Origin of the sequence: Pseudomonas sp. NCIMB 10586, assembly GCF_023127895.1 — a bacterium.
Taxonomy (GTDB): domain Bacteria; phylum Pseudomonadota; class Gammaproteobacteria; order Pseudomonadales; family Pseudomonadaceae; genus Aquipseudomonas; species Aquipseudomonas synxantha_A.
On record NZ_SPKQ01000038.1, the window covers coordinates 1 to 17,586 of the forward strand.

The following is a 17,586-nucleotide window of genomic DNA, read 5'->3' on the forward strand; positions in this document are numbered from 1 at the left end:
GCGCAGGTGCCGGCCCAGGAGTTCGTGATGATCGCTATTCGATGCATGCAATGGGGGCTGGCTGCCGTTATCAGCGGCGCAATGGCATGCGCTCAGGCGGCGGAGCCGAAGGTCAATATCTATAACTGGTATGACTTCATTGCACCCAACACGCTGAAGGATTTCCAGGCGCAGACCGGCATTCAATCGGCCTACGACGTGTTCGACAACAGCGAGGTCATGCAAAGCAAACTTATGGCCGGGCGTAGCGGCTATGACGTGGTAGTCGCTACCGGCGACCTGTTGCCGAACCTGATCAAGGCCGGTGTACTCAAGGAACTGGATCGCTCGCAACTGACCAACCTGTCACATCTGGATCCGGATATCCTGGCCAAGGTCAGCAGCAACGACCCCGGTAATCGTTTTGCCGTGCCTTATCTGTGGGGCACCACCGGCATTGGTTACGACGTCGCCAAAGTCCACGCGCTCCTGGGTGACAACGCACCGGTAGATTCCTGGGACCTGATTTTCAAAGAAGAAAACCTCGCCAGGCTGGGCGAGTGCGGCGTGGCGATGCTGGATGCGCCCGCTGAAATCATCCCGATCGCCTTGCACTATCTGGGGCTGCCCTATAACAGCCAGAACCCGGACGACTATGTGAAGGCCCAGGCCCTGCTGTTGAAACTGCGCCCGCACATTCGCTACTTCGACTCCTCGCGCTTTATCACCGATTTGGCCAACGGCGATATCTGCGCCGTCGTCGGCTGGGCGGGGGGCGTGATGGACGCTCGCAAAGCTGCCGATGCCGCCGGCAATGGTCGCCGGATCCAGTACAGCATTCCCAAGGAAGGCGCGCCGATCTGGGTGGAAAACCTGGTGCTGCTCAACGATGCACCGAATCCCCAGCAGGGCCTGGCGTTCATCGACTACATGCTGCGCCCGCCGGTGATTGCCGCGTCGTCCAATTACCTCAGCTATGCCAATGCCAACAAGGACGCCAAAGGGCTGGTTGATGCGAAGGTGCGCGATAATCCTGGGGTTTATCCTTCCAAGGCAGTGCTGGATACGCTATTTGCGCTGGAGCCGCTGCCCTTGAAACTGGAGCGCGTGCGTACGCGGGTCTGGAGCAAGGTCAAGAGTGGGACCTGAGCTTGCGTAGCCAGGTGCTTATGGCTTCAACGAGTTCGACCTTGCATTCCACCGGCAACCAATGCCCGCCGGGTAGGCTTGCCACGGTGAGATCTACGCAGGCCGCCCGCATTGGATCGCCCAGCTGATTACCTTTGATGGTGTTCATTTGATCGTAGTCGCCGTTCACAAACAGTACGGGCAATGACAAGAGGCCGCCATTTAACGCCCGGTGCGCATATTCAATGTTGGCATCGTCGTTTAAATACCAGGCGCAGGGAGCGCGGAAACCATGCGCCTGGAAACTGCGCACCAATTGCGCGAAGTCTGCAGGCGGCCAGAGTGCAAGGTCTGGCTGGGTGAGGGGGGCCCGGTGCGCTTGGCCGAACCGCCCGCCCTTGCGGGTCACTTCGGCATTCGCTGCAATCTTGCCGATATTCGCCGGGTCGCCTCGGCGATAAATCGACGCCAGCGATGCGGCTTTATCCGCATCAAGGTCAGCGACAGCGCACGCAAAGTGTGTGTTGTAGTAGCGGTAATAATCCCATTGACCGTCCGGATACGTGTCCGCCGGGTAGATCGAGCGGTCAACCAGTGGGACGAGCGTTGGCAGCGCGTTAGTGGTGGGGAAGTACGGGACCGAAATCAATACAACACCGCGACTGCGCTGAGGCTCATGAGCGACCAGTTCACCCGCCACGACGCTGCCCCAATCGTGGCCTACCCAAATGGCGGGCCTGCCACCGAGATGGTCGTGAAGTTCTGCCATGTCGGCCACGATGTTTTCAAGGGTGTACGCCTGCGTGGGCGCGGGTGCAGAAGAACGACCATAACCGCGCATGTCGGGTGCAACGCAGTGCCAGCCGTGTGCCGCGAATGCTTGGATCTGTGCGCGCCAGATCAGGCTGAGCTCCGGCCAACCGTGCAGGAACAGCATCAATGGCCCATCGGCCGGTCCCATCTCTACATAGTGCGTCGTATGGCGCGGGGTATTGAGGACACGCGAGGTCAGCTTGGAAGTGGACACAGTCTCTCCTCATGCTACGTCGGCTGATAAACTCGAAGCGGCAACACTATACTGAGCGGTAGGCTTCATGTTTCGTTCCCATTCGGCGCTTCCAGCGTCCGAGGCAAAGTCTTGCGTGTGAATGAAATTTATCCAAGGTGGAATGCTTTCTCGGTACATACACTCAGGGAAGAGCGAAAGGCGGCAATAGCAGTCGCGTTTTTCAACACAGGTGCATTGAGGATCAAGTATGTTGAATGCTGACCAGCCCCCCACAACCACACGCGAACCCAGTGAATACGGGAGCCTGGTCGCGATGGGGACTCACTTGCTCGATGTGATTCCGGGGGCAATTTACCTCTGTGACCGCGACGGGTGGCTCGTCAGGTTCAACAGCGAAGCGGTTAGTTTGTGGGGACGAACACCAGCCCTCGGTAAGCATGGCGACCGCTATTGCGGCTCATATCGACTTTATACGACGGACGGCGCGCCATTGGCGGTCGACGAATGTCCGATGGCTTCCACGCTCAACGCTGGCCTGTGTGCGCGTAATCAGGAAGTCTTGATCGAGCGCCCTGACGGATCTCGCTTCGTAGCGCTCATGAATGTCCGCACGCTTAGCGATCGCCATGGACGAATCCAGGGCGCGATCAATTGCTTTCAGGACGTCTCGGCGCACCACGCAATATCCGAAGAGCTGCGACGCAAAAGTTCCGACCTCGAAGACTTTTTCGAAAACAGCGCCGTGGGCCTGCATATTGTCAGCGGCGAAGGCATTATCCTGCGCGCTAATAAAGCCGAGTTATCGCTGCTGGGCTATTGCGCGGACGAATACATCGGCCGTCATATCACTGAATTTCATGTGGATGAACCGGTCATCGGCGACATCCTCCATAAACTCGGCAGCGGTGATTGCCTGAACAGCTACCCGGCGCGCCTGCGGGCCAAGGACGGCAGCATCAGGCACGTAGCGATTACCTCGAATGGGCGATTCGAAGACGGCAAGTTCTTCAACACACGTTGCTTCACGATTGACGTGACCCGCGTGCACGACGCCGAAACCGGGCGCCAGGAGAGCGATGACCGGCTGGCGGCGACCTACGAGGCGGCGACCATCGGCATTGCCGAGGCTGGCGAGGACGGTCGCCTGCTGCGGGTCAACGATGCCCTTTGCACCATGCTCGGGCGCCCTCGTGAGCAATTGCTGGCGATGACCTTCCTGGACTACACCCACCCAGACAGTGTCGAGCAGGACGCGGCGTTATACGCACGGCAGGTGGCGGGTGAACTGGACAACTACGTGTTGCGCAAACGCGCGTTCAAGCTCGATGGCCAGGCGCTTTATCTGGATGTTCATAGCTCGTCGGTCAGGGCGCCGGATGGCCGGTTCCGCTATGGCGTGCGAGTCATTCAGGACGTCACGCTGGCCCGAAAAATGGAAAACCGGGTGCGTGAAAGCGAACGGCACATGCGCGATCTGCTCGAGGCGCTGCCGGCAGCGGTCTACACCACCGACGCCGAAGGGCGTATCACTTTTTATAATCGTGCGGCCGTCGAGTTGTCGGGGCGCACGCCGCAACTGGGCGACCTGTGGTGTGTCACCTGGAAACTATTCAACACTGACGGCTCTTTTCTGCCTCACGACCAATGCCCGATGGCCGTGGCACTCAAGGAAAACCGCGCCATACGCGGCGTCGAGGCCGTCGCCGAGCGTCCGGATGGCACCCGCGTGTCTTTCACGCCGTATCCGACCCCGCTGCACGATGCCGATGGCAATCTGATCGGCGCGATCAACATGCTTGTGGATATCACCGAGCGAAAGCAGGCCGAAGACCGACAAAAGAACTTGATCGATGAACTCAATCATCGGGTCAAGAACACCCTGGCCACGGTCCAGTCCCTGGCGTCCCAGACCGCGCGTAACGCGCAGGATGCCAGGGACGGCTACACCCGGTTCGAAGCCCGGCTGCTCGCCTTGTCGCGTGCCCACGACCTGCTGACGAAGCGGCATTGGGGCCTTACGCCGCTGGAAGTGCTGGCCCAGGAAGTGTTGGTGCCGGTGTTTGGCCATGACCCCGGCCGCGTGGTGATCGCCGGTGATGCCATTGAGGTCGACACCCGCGTCGCCCTGAACCTGACCATGACGCTCAACGAACTGGCGATCAACGCCCTCAAATACGGAGCGATGTCCACCGACACCGGGACACTCTCGGTGAGCTGGAGCGTGCGACCCCAGCCCAGCGGCGCGCTGCTCACCGTGGACTGGCGCGAACAAGGTGGGCCTTCGGTATCCACGCCGGAGCGCGAAGGCTTGGGTTCGCGGTTGATGAAGCGCTGTATCGAGCGTGATCTAGGCGGTTCGTTCGAACTCGACTTCGCCCGTGAGGGCGTTCACAGCCGCTTCTCGTTTATGCTCGCTGGGAACCCGGCATGACCACGTTCCCAGGCACCAGAGTGCTCCTGGTTGAAGACGAGGGCACCATCGCCATGTTGATCGAGGAAATGCTCGAAGACCTGGAGTGCACCGTAGTCGCCTCCGTGGCCCAACTCGCCAAGGCGATACACGTGGCAGGGGTGGTGGATGTCGACTTGGCGATGCTCGACGTGAACCTGGCTGGAGAATACGTCTTCCCAGTGGCGCGGATTCTGCGCGCACGCCACATTCCGTTTTTGTTCAGTACGGGCTACGGCGGCAGTGGCCTGCCGGAAGCGTTCAGGGGCTGTCCGGTCTTGCATAAGCCATTTGCGGAAAAGGATCTGCGGTTGAAAATTGCGCTGACGCTGGAGTCTTAGGTAAGACCCACGGTGTTGCGCAGGTAACGGGCCGGTGAGGTGCCCAGGGTTTTACGAAACATCGTGATGAACGAGCTGACTGACTCATAGCCGAGCGCTTCAGCGGTTCTCTGCACTGATTGCCCTTCGGCCAGGCTTTGCAGGGCGACGATGATCTGCCATTGCTTGCGCCATTGTCCGAAGGTCAGGCCGGTTTCGGCTTTTACCAGGCGGGCCAGCGAGCGTTCGCTCATGGCCACGTGGCGTGCCCAGTTTGCCATGGTGGCGCGGTTGGCGGGATCTTGCGCCAGGGCCCGGGCGATGGTACGCAACGGGTTCGAGGCGGGTAGAGGCAGGTAGAGTTGTTCGGTGGGGGCCAGTTCAAGCGCTTCGAGCAGTACGTGGGCCAATCGAGCAGTGCGTGAATCGGCCGGGTAATCCTGAGCCTGGCCGCTCAGGTGCAGGATCAGCTCAAGGATCAATGGCGACAGCGCCAAGGTACAGCAGCGATCCGGCAGCGATGCAGCGCCGGGCTCCACGAACAGAAAACACACCTGCCCGTTGGCTGTCACGCGGTTGCTATGGGCGACGCCCCCCGGGATCCACACGCCGAACCCTGACGGCACCATCCACACGCCATCTTCCACCGTACACACAATGCCACCGCAACACGCCACCACCAGTTGCCCCTTGCGGTGCTTGTGTACGGCAGACTCGCTGTCGTTGCGCTGGGGTTCCAGCATCAGCGCTACGGCGGGCTGGGAAAGGGTGTCGTACTCAAACTGATCGACTTGGATCTGTGCCATGCAAGGTCATCCAGGGTTGTCCGGATTTGATTATATTTTGGCAGTGTACTCAATATCGGCAGTGGCAGTAATTCCCTAGCATCACCTACAAGCCTTGCCTTCCTTGGGCGGGCGACTGCTAGAACTTTCCGAATCCCGGTGCTTGCCATGCTTAGCGAAATCTCGATTGCCAACCTCTACTTTCCGCCCTTGTTGATCTACCTGGGTGCGTCCCTCCTGGCCTACCGGCTGATCGAACGTCTGGCCGGTCGCTGGCTGGACCGAGCGTGGCACCCGGCGCTGGCGCGTTTTTTTGTCTCGCTCATCGTCGTGTCGACGATGGTCGTCCATTGCTGAGCGAGGCCGCGCATGTCTATCGTCAAACTGCTTAAAACTGCCGCCACCGTGGGGCTTGGCGTGCTGGCCCTGGTGTTTTGCCTGCAACTCTGGCGGGCTTACGTGCTGGCGCCCTGGACGCGGGATGGGCGGGTGAGTGCACAGGTGATCCGCATTGCGCCCGAGGTGTCCGGCCAAATCGATCAGTTATGGGTCAGTGACAACCAATGGGTGGCAAAGGGTGCTTTGCTCTATCGCATCGATACGTGTGCTTATCGATTGACCCAGCAGCAGCGCGCAGCGCAATTCGCAGAAGCGCGGAGTGTGTTCGAGCAGCGCAGTGCGCAATTCAAGCGGCGCGCGCAACTGGGCGGCGCCATCGCCCGGGAAGAGATCGACAACGCGGCGCGTGACTTGGCCGTGGCCCAGGCGCGCCTGGATGCGGCGCGCAGCCAGTTGGCCCAGGCCCAGCTCGACCTTGACCGCACGACTGTGCGTTCGCCAGTGGACGGCTACGTCACGCAACTGCGGTTGCAGCCCGGTGACTATGCGCAGGCGGGTGCTACCAACCTGTTCGTGGTCGACGCTCATAGTTTCTGGATCACGGGCTATTTTGAAGAGACCAAGCTGCCGGGTGTACTCATCGGCGCACCGGTGTCGATCAAGCTGATGGGCTTTGACCCGCTGCTGGAAGGCCACGTGGCAAGCCTGGGCAGAGGCATTGCCGACACCAATGAGTTGCGCAACGACAGCGGCTTGCCCCAGGTGAGCCCGACCTTCAGTTGGATTCGTCTGGCCCAGCGAGTGCCCGTGCGCATCGAGTTGGACAAAGTGCCGGACGGGGTAGAGTTGGCGGCGGGCATGACCGCCAGTGTCGAAGTGACGCAGCCGGGCGCCGCAGCGCGCTGGCGACTCACCCAATGGCTGCAGGCGTTCATGTGATGACTGGCCTGGCGACACGCTTTTTCGCGGCGATCCCTCGGCCCTGGACGTCCGCCACGCTTGCCTACGTGCTGCGCAGTATCCTGGCGGCAAGCCTGGCACTCTGGCTTGGTTTCCAACTGCATCTGGATTCGCCATTCTCGGGTGCGTCCACGGTGTTGTTGCTGGTGCAGCCCATCCAAGGGGCAGTGCGAGGCAAGGGTGTGTACCGGATGCTGGGCACCCTGGTCGGCATGGTCGCAGCCTTTGTGCTGATGGGGCTGTTCGCGCAACAGATGCTGTTGTTCATACTGGGCGTCGGTATATGGCTGGGCCTGTGCGTCGGTGCAATGACGGTTTTGCGTCATTACCAGGCCACCGCGGCAGTGGTGGCGGGCTATACGGTGTGTTTGGCGCTGGGCCCTGCCATCGTCGCCCCGGAACAGGGCTTCGACCACATCATCACCCGTGGCACGGCGGTAGCGCTCGGCGTGCTCAGCTTGAGCCTGGTAGCGACGCTGTTCAGCGCCAAGACCATGGCGCATAAAGTTCGAAGCTCGCTGATCGACGCCTGTGCGCGCAGCGCCCGGCTGCTCGCGGCAAGCCTTGTGGGCGAAGAGCCTGCGCAGCTGGCGATGCAACGGCACCAGCTCGCGATCGATATCAGCAAGGTGGACGACCAGCTTGGGCTCGGCCGTGGCGAATCGTCGCTGATCCGCTCGCGGCAGCTGGCGATTCAGGCCGGCCTGGCGCATCTGCAGTCGGCTGTGCTCGACGTGCACCCGGACGACCCCGACCCCGCAATCGACCCCGCGTTGCGCGCCCGCATAAGCACAGGCTTGCAGCAACTGAGTGAATGCCTGGCGCAGGCTCGCTGCGACTTTCGCGCCGCGGCCGCGACACTGGAGCAACTGCGTCGCTGGGTGGATGATTGCGCCCACTCAAGCCCACACCTGCGGTTGCGCAGCGAACGCTTGGACGACCAATTGGCGGACTTGGGCGAGGCCCTGTTGAACTTCGCCAGCCTCGACCAGGCTCGCCGCGCACCGGTACGCGCCGTGGGGTATCACCGCCATTACGCGGATGCGGCGCGAAACGGCATCCGGGCACTGCTCGCCATACTGAGTGTGGGTGCGATCTGGTATTTCAGCGGCTGGGATCAAGGGCCCACATTACTGGCGGTGCTGGGGCCGTACTGCACCCTGGTGGCGACAGCTGCCGCGCCAGCCCAAGGTATCAACGGTTTTATCCGCGGCACGCTCTACGCGATTGTGGCGGCGGCGCTGTGCAAATTCCTGTTGATGCCACAGATCAACGGCTTCCCTCTGTTGTTGCTGGTCATGGCAGGCTTCTGGTCGTTCGGCATCCATGCCACGAGCCAGCCGCGCCATGCCCTGCAAGGGGTTGCCTACCTGATCGGCTTCAACACCTTGGTCAGCACCGGCATGACCGCCACCTACGATTTCGTCGGTTTCGCCAACCAGGCGCTGGCCTGGATCGTAGCGATGATTGTGTGCCTCCTGGCGTTTCAGATCCTGCCCAAAGATCCAGCCAGGCAGGTACGCGCATTGACACGTGCGCTGCGCCGGCATACACGCCTGCTGTTACGCCAGGCACGTACAATCGATCATGCTCAATGGCAAGCGGAGCAACAACACCGGTTAGTTACGTTGAAGAGTTTGCTTGGCGCTGATCACCCGCACGCTGACCCGGCGGGCTACTTGTCGCTGCAACTGAGCAAGCAATTGAATCGGCTACAGCGCAAAGCCAGCGGTATTGATCCGGCATCTCCCGTGGCCCGATGCGTGCAAAGCGGTGCGCGGCGGGTTGCACGATATGCCCATCATCCCGCGATCGGCGCCGCACAGGCGCGGCGCACATCCCGATCGTTGAGCAGGCTTGGTGCGCCTCATCTGGCGAGCGGATATCAGCACTTGGCGCGGTTGCTGGAGCAATACGCGAACCTGGTGCTTTAGGGCTAACATGAGTCAATACTCATGCTCAGCGCTTACTGCCAACTCGCCGGACACCCTATCTATGAGAGATCTGCCGCCCACCGCGACCTTGCGCGCCTTCGAAGCCGCCACTCGCCACCCGACCTTTACCGCGGCCGCCCAGGAGTTGCATGTGACCCAGAGCGCAGTCAGCCACCAGCTCAAACACCTGGAAGCGCTGTGGGGCCTGGCGTTGTTCGAGCGTGGCCAGTCGTTACGCCTGACCCCGGCGGGGGCTACCCTGGCGCCCATCGTGCGCGAATTCTTCATGAGCCTGGAGGCGACCCTGGCCGACCTGCGCGAGCAAAAGGGCAGGGTACGGCTCAAGGTCAGCACCACCTATTCCTTTGCCTTGAAATGGCTGCTGCCACGCTTGCCGAACCTCGCTCGCCAGCACCCCGAGCTGCTGGTTGCGCTGGACACCACGGACGACGTCATCCACTTTTCCGACGCCCAAGCGGATGTCGCGGTCCGGCTGGGCAAGGGGAACTACCCGGGCCTGTATTCGGAGTTTTTGTTCGGCGAGCAGGTGTTTCCGGTGGCCAGCCCCGAACTGTTGCGGCGCCTTGGCACCCCGGGCAGCCCCGCCCATTTATTGGACTTCCCGCTGCTGGCCCGCGATGGCGCCGAGCTGGCACCGAAATGGGAGGTCTGGTTTCAAGCGGTGGGGCTGGCTTTTACGCCGCTCAGGGAAAGCGTCAGGTTTGGCGATACCAACATGACCGTCGAGGCGGCCCTGCTCGGCCATGGCATCGCGTTGGTGCGCAGCGGGCATGTGGAGCAGGAAATAAGTGACGGTCGCCTGGTGCGCTTGTTCGATGTGCCGTTCCCGTCACCGCTTGCCTACTATTTTGTGTGCCCCAAGGGCATCGAAACCCAGCCGCATATCTTCAGCTTTCGTCAATGGCTGATGAGCGAGGCGCTGAAAGTACAACGGGCGGATCAATGAGGTATGAGTATCTGTTCATGCTGTGATGAGCAGACTTCGCTGTAAGCCGGGGCCTTGGCTTGCCTAAGATGGCGCATGCCTACTCATATCATCTTCCTGGTGCTGTTCGCCGCCCTGCTTCATGCCAGCTGGAACGCGCTATTGCGTGGTGGTGCCGACCGGCTATGGTCGATGACTGTCATGTGCATGGCCATTGCCTTCACCAGTCTCATCGCCGCTACGTTCATGGTGACGCCGGCGATTGAGAGCTGGGGCTATGGGGTGCTTTCGGCGTTGCTGCATGTCGGTTACAACCTGTTCCTGGTGCGCAGCTACCGGGTGGGCGACCTGGGGCAGATCTATCCGATTTCCCGGGGCTCGTCGCCGGCGCTGATCACCCTGGGGGCTGCGGTATTTGCCGGGGAACGCATTGCGCCCGTCGAGTTGCTGGGGATTGCACTGGTGTCAGGGGCGATTATTTCCCTGGCTTTCAGCGGGCGTCGGTTGTCGGTTCCCAGCCTGCCTTATGCGCTGGGAACGGGCTGTTTCATCGCGGCCTACAGCGTTGTCGACGGTATCGGCGCCAGGCTCTCCGGCGCGCCGCTGGCCTATACCGTATGGATGTGCGCGTTGTGGGGCGTGATGATGCCAGCGGTGTACATCGGCCTGCGCGATGCCCGCAGTTTATTAAGCCTGCGCCCCGGTACCTTGGCCGCGGTGGTCGGCGGGCTGGTGTCTTTGCTGGCCTATGCAATCGTGATCTACGCGATGAACGAAGCGCCGTTGGGCGCGGTATCGGCATTGCGCGAAACCAGCGTGTTGTTCGCGATGTTGATTGGCTACTTTTTTCTTGGCGAAACCCTTACCGCGCGCAGGGTCCTGGCGTGCGTGGTGATCGCCGGCGGCACCCTCATCATCAGCTGATACAGCCATCATCCAAGGGGGTATTTTCAATGGTTGACGTCTCGCAGGCACCGCTGATCCTGATCACCGGTGGCAGTCGTGGAGTGGGTGCCGCGACCGGCCGGCTATCGACCGCAGGTTCGGGCGCCTCGACGTACTGGTCAATAATACCGGCGTGCTGGCGACTCAGTCGCGTCTGGAGGACCTGAGCCTGGAGCGCATGCAGCGCATCTTCGCGGTCAACGCCATCGGCCCGATGCCCGTGTGGTTAAAGGTGAGCAACTGGTAGAACGGTGCCGGGCCCTGGAGGTTGCTTGCACTGGCCCTGAAGCCTCGGTTGTTTCACTTGAGGCGAGTGTGGCAGAGGTTGAAGGCGCGATAGATGATCTTGAGCAGGCGCTGTTGAGTTTTCAGCAGGGTGGGGCGTGAGCCGTATGGTCTGGTTCAAGCCGAGGTGAGGCAGTTGGTGTAGGAGATTTCTGTGGGTGCTATTGCTGCAGTGCAAGCAGAGTGCTTGTATGCTTGCGCCCAGACACCGGTGGCCTCTGTAAGTGCCGACGTTCGAATGATGGCTGGACTGGAAACCGGACTTCCTTAAGGTGCTGACGTGAAGCGCGATACCCGCCTTGTGATGCTTTTGCTGTTGGTGATTGGTTGCTCCCTGACCTCGTTGACGATCTGGAAGGTTCTGTCTTCGCGTGAGCGCGCGCTGGCGGAAGTGGATGTGCATGGTTTGAACCTGACCCAGGCACTCAATACCTATACCGAAGGTATCGTCCGGCAAAGCGCGCTGTTGTTGCTGGGCCTGGTCGAGCGCCTCGAAACCGAAGGCAGTGGCCCTGTGCAAATCGAGCGTATCCATGCGCTGATCAACCGCCAGCAGCCGCTGATGCCGCAGCTCAGTGGCATCACGGTGTATGACCGTCAGGGCGGCTGGTTGATGTCCTCCAACCGGCGGATTCCAGAGGGGGCCAATAGCAGCGATCGCGCCTATTTCATTCATCATCGCGACGATCCGAGCCCCGAGCCGTTCATTGGTCCACCGATTCAGAGCCGTGCCAATCAGGAATGGGTGGTTACCGTCAGCCGCCGATTCAATGATGCATCGGGCAATTTTGCCGGGGTGGTCGCGGTGACGCTGGGGGTGGAAAACTTTCTGCGCGTGTTCGGCAAGCTTGACGTTGGCCAGGAGGGTGCCATCGGCTTGTCCTACACCGACGGCACGTTGCTGGTGCGCTATCCCTTCCGTGAACAGGACATGGGGCGCAATTTTTCCAAGTCGCCTATCTATGCAAAGTATTTCGATCAGCCTTTTGGCACCACCGCGCATACCTCCAGCCTGGATGGTGTGGAGCGGCTATATGCCTTTCGCAAAAGCGAAACGCTGCCGCTGATTACCACCGTCGCGCTGGGCAAGCATGAAGCCCTCGCGGCGTGGCGCATCGAGGCGGCACTGTCGGCAGTCGTGGTGGCGGGCTTGTTGGGGCTGACCGGGCTGATCGGCTGGTTCCTGATCCTGGATATTCGCCGGCGAACCGCGGCGGAAGAGGCGCTGCGCGTCGCCCAGCAACAGTTGCTCGATTCCAATCGTCAATTGGCGTTCCTGGCGATGAAGGACGCGTTGACCGGTTTGGCGAACCGCCGTTGTTTCGATGAAACACTGGCTCTGGAAGCACGCCGGGCGCAGCGCGAAGGCACGTCGCTGGCGTTGTTGATGATCGATATCGACCATTTCAAACGCTACAACGATGCCTTCGGTCACGTGGTCGGCGACACTTGCTTGCAGAGGGTCAGCAGGCTATTGGAACGATGCGCGCGACGACCGTCAGACCTGGTGGCGCGTTATGGCGGTGAGGAAATGGCGATCATCATGCCCGGCACCGACAGCGAAGGCGCGGCGGTGGTCGCGCAACGGATCCTTGACTCGCTGCAGCACGAAAACATCACGCACCCAGGCAGCCCGTTCGGTTACGTCAGTGTGAGTATCGGTATTGCGACGGGCACGGGTTTGCGTCTGGAACCGCCGCTCGGATTGATCGAGGCGGCTGATCAGGCGCTTTACTCGGCGAAGGCTGCGGGACGCAATGGATTTTCCCTGCAAGCCACGGGGCCTTGATTGTCTGCTCTAACCTCACATACCCAGCGTCGGAATCATCACTTCACCACACTCCATGAGTTGGCCTGCCGTGACTTCCAATTGCGCAGTGGGCTTGGCCGCATAGCCAGCGATGAAGCCGGCGCTTAGCAGTAAAAGGCACAGGAAGGCTTTTCTCAGAATCATGCGCGCAGTTCTCAAATTAGGTCGCAAGGGAAATGCACAGATTGTGTATTCGAGAAAAGGTTCCTGAACAAGGCTTCAAACCGATAACTGATCACCAATGGGCAGACGCCGAATACGCGTGCCGGTGGCCGCCGCCAGGGCATTGACCAGCGCAGGCGCCAGCGGTGCCACTGGCGGTTCGCCAATGCCGGACGGCACGCTTGCCGACGGCACGATATGCACCAGCACCTCAGGCATTTCATAGATGCGCAGGGGCTCGTTGTTGTGGAAGTTGGATTGGTCGACCTTGCCGTCGGTCAACGTGATCGCTTCACGCAGGGCCGCGGAGAGCGCGAAACCCACCGAACCTTCAACCTGAGCGCGAATGACATCGGGGTTGACCGCAATGCCGCATTCCACCGCGCAGACCACACGGTCCACTTTGAAGGTACCATCGCGTTGCACGGTCACCTCGGCCACCTGGGCTACCACCGAGCCAAAGGCTTCATGCAACGCCACGCCCCGGCCCCGACGCTCGTCCTGTTTGCCGGGTGCCAACGGCTGGTCCCAACCGGCCTTCGACGCTACCAGCTTGAGCGCTTCAAGGTGACGGGAGTGCCCCTCAAGCATTGCCAGGCGCCAGGCCACCGGATCCTGCCCGGCCATTTGGGCGAGCTCGTCGAAAAAGCATTCGGTGGAAAACGCGTTATGGGAATGGCCCACTACCCGCCACCACTGTATCGGTATCGGGATATCGTCGGGGGTGTGCAGGTCCACGCGCAGATTGGGGATTCTATACGGCAGCGTCGACCCGCCCTCTACCGAGGTGGAGTCGATGCCATCCTTGATGAAGGCGGCGAAGGGCGAGCCGGCGAATACGGACTGGCCCACCAGGCGGTGCTGCCAGGCGATCAGTCGGCCTTGCTCATCCAGGCCGGCGCTCAAGCGGTGGTGATACATCGGTCGGTAGTGGCCGGCCTGCATGTCGTCCTCGCGAAGCCACACCAGCTTCACCGGGGCCTTGCCATCGATGGCCTTGACGATGTGTGCGTTCTCCAGCACGTAGTCCGCGTCCTTGCTCGCCCGCCGACCGAAACTGCCGCCGGCGTACAGCGTGTGCACGCGAACCTGCGCAGGCGGCAAATCGAACAGCTGCGCCAGCACCTTCTGCACATGTGACTGCATCTGCGCGCCATGCCAGGTGTCGCAGCCGTCCTTGGTCAGGCTGACCACGCAGTTCATCGGCTCCATGGCCGAATGGGCGAGAAACGGAAAATCGTACTCGGCGTGCAGCGTCCGCGCCGCGCCTGCCAGACCGGCGACGACGTCACCCTCGTCGCGCGCAATCGTGCCCTGGGTTTTGGCCAGTTCGCGATAACGTTCGAGCATCTGCCCGGAGCTTTGCTTGAACGCGCCGCTTTCGTCCCACTCAACCGTCAGGGCGCCACGGCCTTTCTTGGCGCTCCAGGTGTCTTTTGCCACCACCGCGACACCGCTGGGGACCTGCACCACATGCATGACGCCGGGGAGGGCCAGGGCCGCCCTGGCATCGAAGGATTTCACCTTGGCCCCGAAGCGCGGCGCATGGGCGACCACTGCGGTGAGCATTCCAGGTAAATGAATGTCCTGGGTGTAAATCGCCTTGCCATTGACCTTGTCGGCCGAATCCTTGCGCGCAAGGCGCTGGCGCCCGATCAGTTTGAACGCACCGGGCTCCTTGAGCTTGACCTCGGCGGGTACCGGCTGTTCGCCGGCGAGCTTGGCCAACTGGCCCAGTGTCGCCTGTTTGCCTGAAGCCGGGTGCCGAACCACACCATCAGCGACCTCGATTTCCTGCGCCGGCACCTTCCACAACCAGGCCGCGGCAGACACCAGCATGGCGCGTGCGGTGGCGCCGGCTGTACGCAGTTGCTCCCAAGAATTGGCGATGGAACTGCTGCCGCCAGTGCCTTGCATGCCCAACAGCGAGTTGTTGTAACGCGATTCGGCCGGGGCGCTTTCCACGCGCACCTGTGCCCAGTCGGCATCCAACTCCTCGGCGACCAGGGTCGCCAGGCCGGTGTAGGCCCCCTGGCCCATTTCCAGGTGCTTGGAGATGACGGTGACGACGTTGTCCTCGCCGATGCGCAGGAAGGCGTTGGGCTCGAACGTGCCCTGGCGGTCTTTGCCGCTGGTGCCATCGGCCACCGACCAGGGCAAGTACATGGCCAGGGTAAGGCCCGCCGTACCCTTGAGGAAGCGACGGCGGCTTTGGTTTTCGATAGACCGGATCATGCTGATTACCTCGTTGCTCAGGCCAGCGACTTGGCCGCTTCATGGATGGCCGCACGAATACGTACATAGGTGGCGCAACGACAGACGTTGCCCCCCATGGTCCGGTCGATGTCGGTATCGGAAGGTGCGCGATTGGTTTGCAGCAAGGCCACGGCACTCATGATCTGGCCGGATTGGCAATAACCGCACTGCACCACGTCGAGGCGCTGCCAGGTGTCCTGGACCACTTTGCCAGTCGGGGTCTGGCCGATACCTTCGATGGTGACGATCCTGGCCCCGGTTGCTGCCGACACGGGCGTAACGCAGGCGCGTACGGCCTGGCCATTGAGGTGTACCGTACAGGCCCCGCACAGCGACATGCCGCAGCCGAATTTGGTGCCGGTCAGTTGCAAGGTGTCGCGCAGCACCCACAGCAATGGCGTATCGGGGGCGACGTCGACACGCATGTCCTGGTCATTGATATTAAGCGTGATCATCAAGGAGTTCTCCGACTCGTTAGTATTGCAACGGCTTATTCAGGGCAGGGCTGGCCTGCGGCGCCCCACACGGTCATGTCCTGCACGTGCGTCTCGAAGCTGCCGGGTGGGGTGGAGCGTCCAGGCCCTGGCGCCCAGGCCCAGGGAATGAAGCCGTCGACCTTGGCGTCATGGTGCAGGTGCTCGACCAGGCCCGCCGCATCCCGACCGCCGTTGCGCTTGGGGTCTCGCAGTTGTGTACAGATTTGGGCGCCGGTCTTTGCGAACCACTCGAAGGCCACCGGGGCAAGCTGCCACGGCAGGCCGACGTGGGGCGGCATATGTGCGGCGACGTTCGGCGTGGCGGAACTGGCGTGACAGCTTGAACAAGACAGGGTCTCCACGCCGATTCGCGAGTCGCCGGCGTGGACGTTCATGCCGTGCGGGCGGGTCTTGTTCTCGCCGGCTATCGTCCACATGGGAATGTTATCGGGGCCGACGTGGCAGTTGGCGCAACGCGGATGCGTCACCACCGCCTCGATCCGCTGCCAGGCTTTCAAGCCTTCGGCTTTACTGACGCTACCGGCAGCGGGCAGGGGAGCGCCTGTGCTGTCGGCCAGCGCCATGCTTGAAATGGGCAACGCCAGGAGAAAGGCGATCAGTCCTGTTTTCATAATTATGGTCCTTCAGGCGAACTCACGGTGCAAGACAGGCAGGTTAGGTGAGCCGCGCGGCCAGCGTTTGCACAAAAATGACGATTACTTGCCTGAACCGCAGGATTGGGCAAATCAGCATTTTTACCGGCAATACTTACTGCTACCCTTTGTCGATTCAGGCAGGTAATTCGCCAAGGCAGGGTGATTCGATTGAAAGACGCAGGTATGTCCCCGATTGCAGAGTTGTCTAACGCTATCGAGCGCTTTGCCAGGACCGACGGTGACTTTGCAACGGCGCTGCCTGCGCTGACGTTGCACCGCCGGCACGGTGTCAGCGAGCCGATGCCGTGCATCTACAGCCTGGGCGTGGGCATCATTACCCAGGGCCACAAGCACATCATGGTCGGTGACAGGTTATTCAATTACGGCCCTGGTCAACTGATGCTGTCGACCTTCGACCTACCGGTCACTGCCCACGTCACACGCGCCTCACGACGCGAGCCACTGCTGGGCATGATGTTGACCCTGGACATTGCGCAGATCGCCCAAGTGGCCTTCGAAATGGAGTCGACCCTGTCGCCCGAGGCCGGCTACGAACCTATCTCCGTCAACGTGCTGCAGCCGGCGCTGCTGGATGTCTTGTTGCGACTGGTGAGGCTGCTGGATGAGCCGCAACTGGTTGCGTCGCTCGCACCGCTGCTGCAACAGGAAATCATTGTGCGTTTGCTGGCAGGCCCTCAGGGCGCCCAATTGCGGCATATCATCGGCGACGGTACGCCGCGTCAGCGCATGGCGAAGACGCTTTCCTGGTTCAGGAAAAACTTCAAGCAAGCCTTGAGCCTGGACGCTCTGGCGGCACACGCGCATATGAGCCCAGCGACATTCCGTCAGCATTTTCGCGATATCACCGGCATGAGTCCTTTGCAGTTCCAGAAGCAGATGCGTCTGCAGGAAGCGCGGCAACTGATGCTCAATCAGGCCTTGGACGCAGGCCAGGCGAGCAGCCTGGTGGGCTATGAAAGCGCCTCGCAATTCAGCCGCGAATACAAGCGACTGTTTGGCGCGCCGCCCTTACGGGATATCCGGCGTATGCGTGATGGGGCGGATGCGGCTCAATAAAGGCTGATGGCAGCCACCCTGGCTTTTAGTCCCAGTCCTATTTGTTTCTTTTTTGGCGCTGATAAGCTTT

At 61.3% G+C, this 17,586-nt stretch carries 16 protein-coding genes and 1 pseudogene; 11 read left to right on the plus strand and 6 right to left on the minus strand.

The genetic code is table 11. The features are described 5' to 3' along the window. Positions 1-27: 27 nt before the first annotated feature. Positions 28-1,128, plus strand: a complete 1,101-nt coding sequence (locus tag E4P01_RS14625) for a polyamine ABC transporter substrate-binding protein (RefSeq protein ID WP_216091146.1) — start codon at positions 28-30, stop codon at positions 1,126-1,128. On the opposite strand, the gene E4P01_RS14630 is transcribed toward E4P01_RS14625, so the two are convergent. Beyond that, positions 1,112-2,134, minus strand: a complete 1,023-nt coding sequence (locus E4P01_RS14630) for an alpha/beta hydrolase (protein WP_216091147.1) — start codon at positions 2,132-2,134, stop codon at positions 1,112-1,114. The two genes, E4P01_RS14625 and E4P01_RS14630, sit on opposite strands and share 17 nt — an antisense overlap. A gap of 229 nt (positions 2,135-2,363) precedes the next feature. Here E4P01_RS14630 and E4P01_RS14635 point away from each other — a divergent pair, with 229 nt between their 5' ends. Both E4P01_RS14635 and E4P01_RS14640 read left to right on the plus strand, forming a co-directional pair. After that, the gene (locus E4P01_RS14635; protein WP_216091148.1) at positions 2,364-4,547 is read left to right on the plus strand and encodes a PAS domain S-box protein; all 2,184 of its coding nucleotides are present in this window, start codon (positions 2,364-2,366) and stop codon (positions 4,545-4,547) included. Next, positions 4,544-4,906 carry a response regulator gene (locus E4P01_RS14640; RefSeq protein ID WP_216091149.1) on the plus strand — a complete coding sequence of 121 codons (363 nt, stop codon included), beginning with the start codon at positions 4,544-4,546 and terminating at the stop codon, positions 4,904-4,906. Before E4P01_RS14635 ends, E4P01_RS14640 begins: the two co-directional genes overlap by 4 nt. On the opposite strand, the gene E4P01_RS14645 is transcribed toward E4P01_RS14640, so the two are convergent. Continuing rightward, the gene (locus E4P01_RS14645) at positions 4,903-5,691 is read right to left on the minus strand and encodes a helix-turn-helix transcriptional regulator (protein ID WP_078820987.1); all 789 of its coding nucleotides are present in this window, start codon (positions 5,689-5,691) and stop codon (positions 4,903-4,905) included. The genes E4P01_RS14640 and E4P01_RS14645 overlap by 4 nt on opposite strands. 147 nt (positions 5,692-5,838) lie before the next feature. Here E4P01_RS14645 and E4P01_RS14650 point away from each other — a divergent pair, with 147 nt between their 5' ends. The 7 genes and pseudogenes from E4P01_RS14650 to E4P01_RS14680 all read left to right on the plus strand — a co-directional run bounded on the left by E4P01_RS14650 (position 5,839) and on the right by E4P01_RS14680 (position 12,868). After that, complete coding sequence (locus E4P01_RS14650; RefSeq protein WP_032876622.1) at positions 5,839-6,027, plus strand: DUF1656 domain-containing protein; 189 nt, start codon at positions 5,839-5,841, stop codon at positions 6,025-6,027. Between the two features lie 12 nt (positions 6,028-6,039). Next, positions 6,040-6,948, plus strand: coding sequence for an HlyD family secretion protein (locus E4P01_RS14655; RefSeq protein ID WP_216091150.1), 909 nt, complete (start codon positions 6,040-6,042; stop codon positions 6,946-6,948). Continuing rightward, positions 6,948-8,903, plus strand: a complete 1,956-nt coding sequence (locus tag E4P01_RS14660) for an FUSC family protein (protein ID WP_216092157.1) — start codon at positions 6,948-6,950, stop codon at positions 8,901-8,903. Before E4P01_RS14655 ends, E4P01_RS14660 begins: the two co-directional genes overlap by 1 nt. 61 nt (positions 8,904-8,964) lie before the next feature. Next, positions 8,965-9,870: a transcriptional regulator GcvA gene (gcvA, locus tag E4P01_RS14665; RefSeq protein ID WP_032876613.1), complete on the plus strand. Its 906-nt coding sequence runs from the start codon at positions 8,965-8,967 to the stop codon at positions 9,868-9,870. A 75-nt stretch (positions 9,871-9,945) separates the two neighbouring features. Beyond that, the gene (locus E4P01_RS14670; RefSeq protein WP_216091151.1) at positions 9,946-10,773 is read left to right on the plus strand and encodes a DMT family transporter; all 828 of its coding nucleotides are present in this window, start codon (positions 9,946-9,948) and stop codon (positions 10,771-10,773) included. 29 nt (positions 10,774-10,802) lie between these two features. After that, a pseudogene (locus E4P01_RS14675) lies at positions 10,803-11,046 on the plus strand (SDR family NAD(P)-dependent oxidoreductase); the annotation flags it as partial. Between the two features lie 313 nt (positions 11,047-11,359). Further along, positions 11,360-12,868, plus strand: coding sequence for a sensor domain-containing diguanylate cyclase (locus E4P01_RS14680; RefSeq protein WP_078820992.1), 1,509 nt, complete (start codon positions 11,360-11,362; stop codon positions 12,866-12,868). 15 nt (positions 12,869-12,883) lie between these two features. Here E4P01_RS14680 and E4P01_RS14685 read toward each other — a convergent pair whose 3' ends face one another. The 4 genes from E4P01_RS14685 to E4P01_RS14700 all read right to left on the minus strand — a co-directional run bounded on the left by E4P01_RS14685 (position 12,884) and on the right by E4P01_RS14700 (position 16,415). Then, positions 12,884-13,033 carry a hypothetical protein gene (locus E4P01_RS14685; RefSeq protein ID WP_164699489.1) on the minus strand — a complete coding sequence of 50 codons (150 nt, stop codon included), beginning with the start codon at positions 13,031-13,033 and terminating at the stop codon, positions 12,884-12,886. Between the two features lie 75 nt (positions 13,034-13,108). Next, the gene (locus tag E4P01_RS14690; protein WP_216091152.1) at positions 13,109-15,286 is read right to left on the minus strand and encodes a xanthine dehydrogenase family protein molybdopterin-binding subunit; all 2,178 of its coding nucleotides are present in this window, start codon (positions 15,284-15,286) and stop codon (positions 13,109-13,111) included. A 17-nt stretch (positions 15,287-15,303) separates the two neighbouring features. Continuing rightward, entirely contained in the window at positions 15,304-15,762 is a 459-nt protein-coding gene (locus E4P01_RS14695; protein ID WP_078820994.1) for a (2Fe-2S)-binding protein, read from the minus strand. Between the two features lie 35 nt (positions 15,763-15,797). Continuing rightward, entirely contained in the window at positions 15,798-16,415 is a 618-nt protein-coding gene (locus E4P01_RS14700; RefSeq protein ID WP_078820995.1) for a hypothetical protein, read from the minus strand. Between the two features lie 207 nt (positions 16,416-16,622). Between E4P01_RS14700 and E4P01_RS14705 the strand changes: the two genes are divergently transcribed. Then, positions 16,623-17,516, plus strand: a complete 894-nt coding sequence (locus E4P01_RS14705) for an AraC family transcriptional regulator (protein WP_122735686.1) — start codon at positions 16,623-16,625, stop codon at positions 17,514-17,516. Positions 17,517-17,586 lie beyond the last annotated feature (70 nt).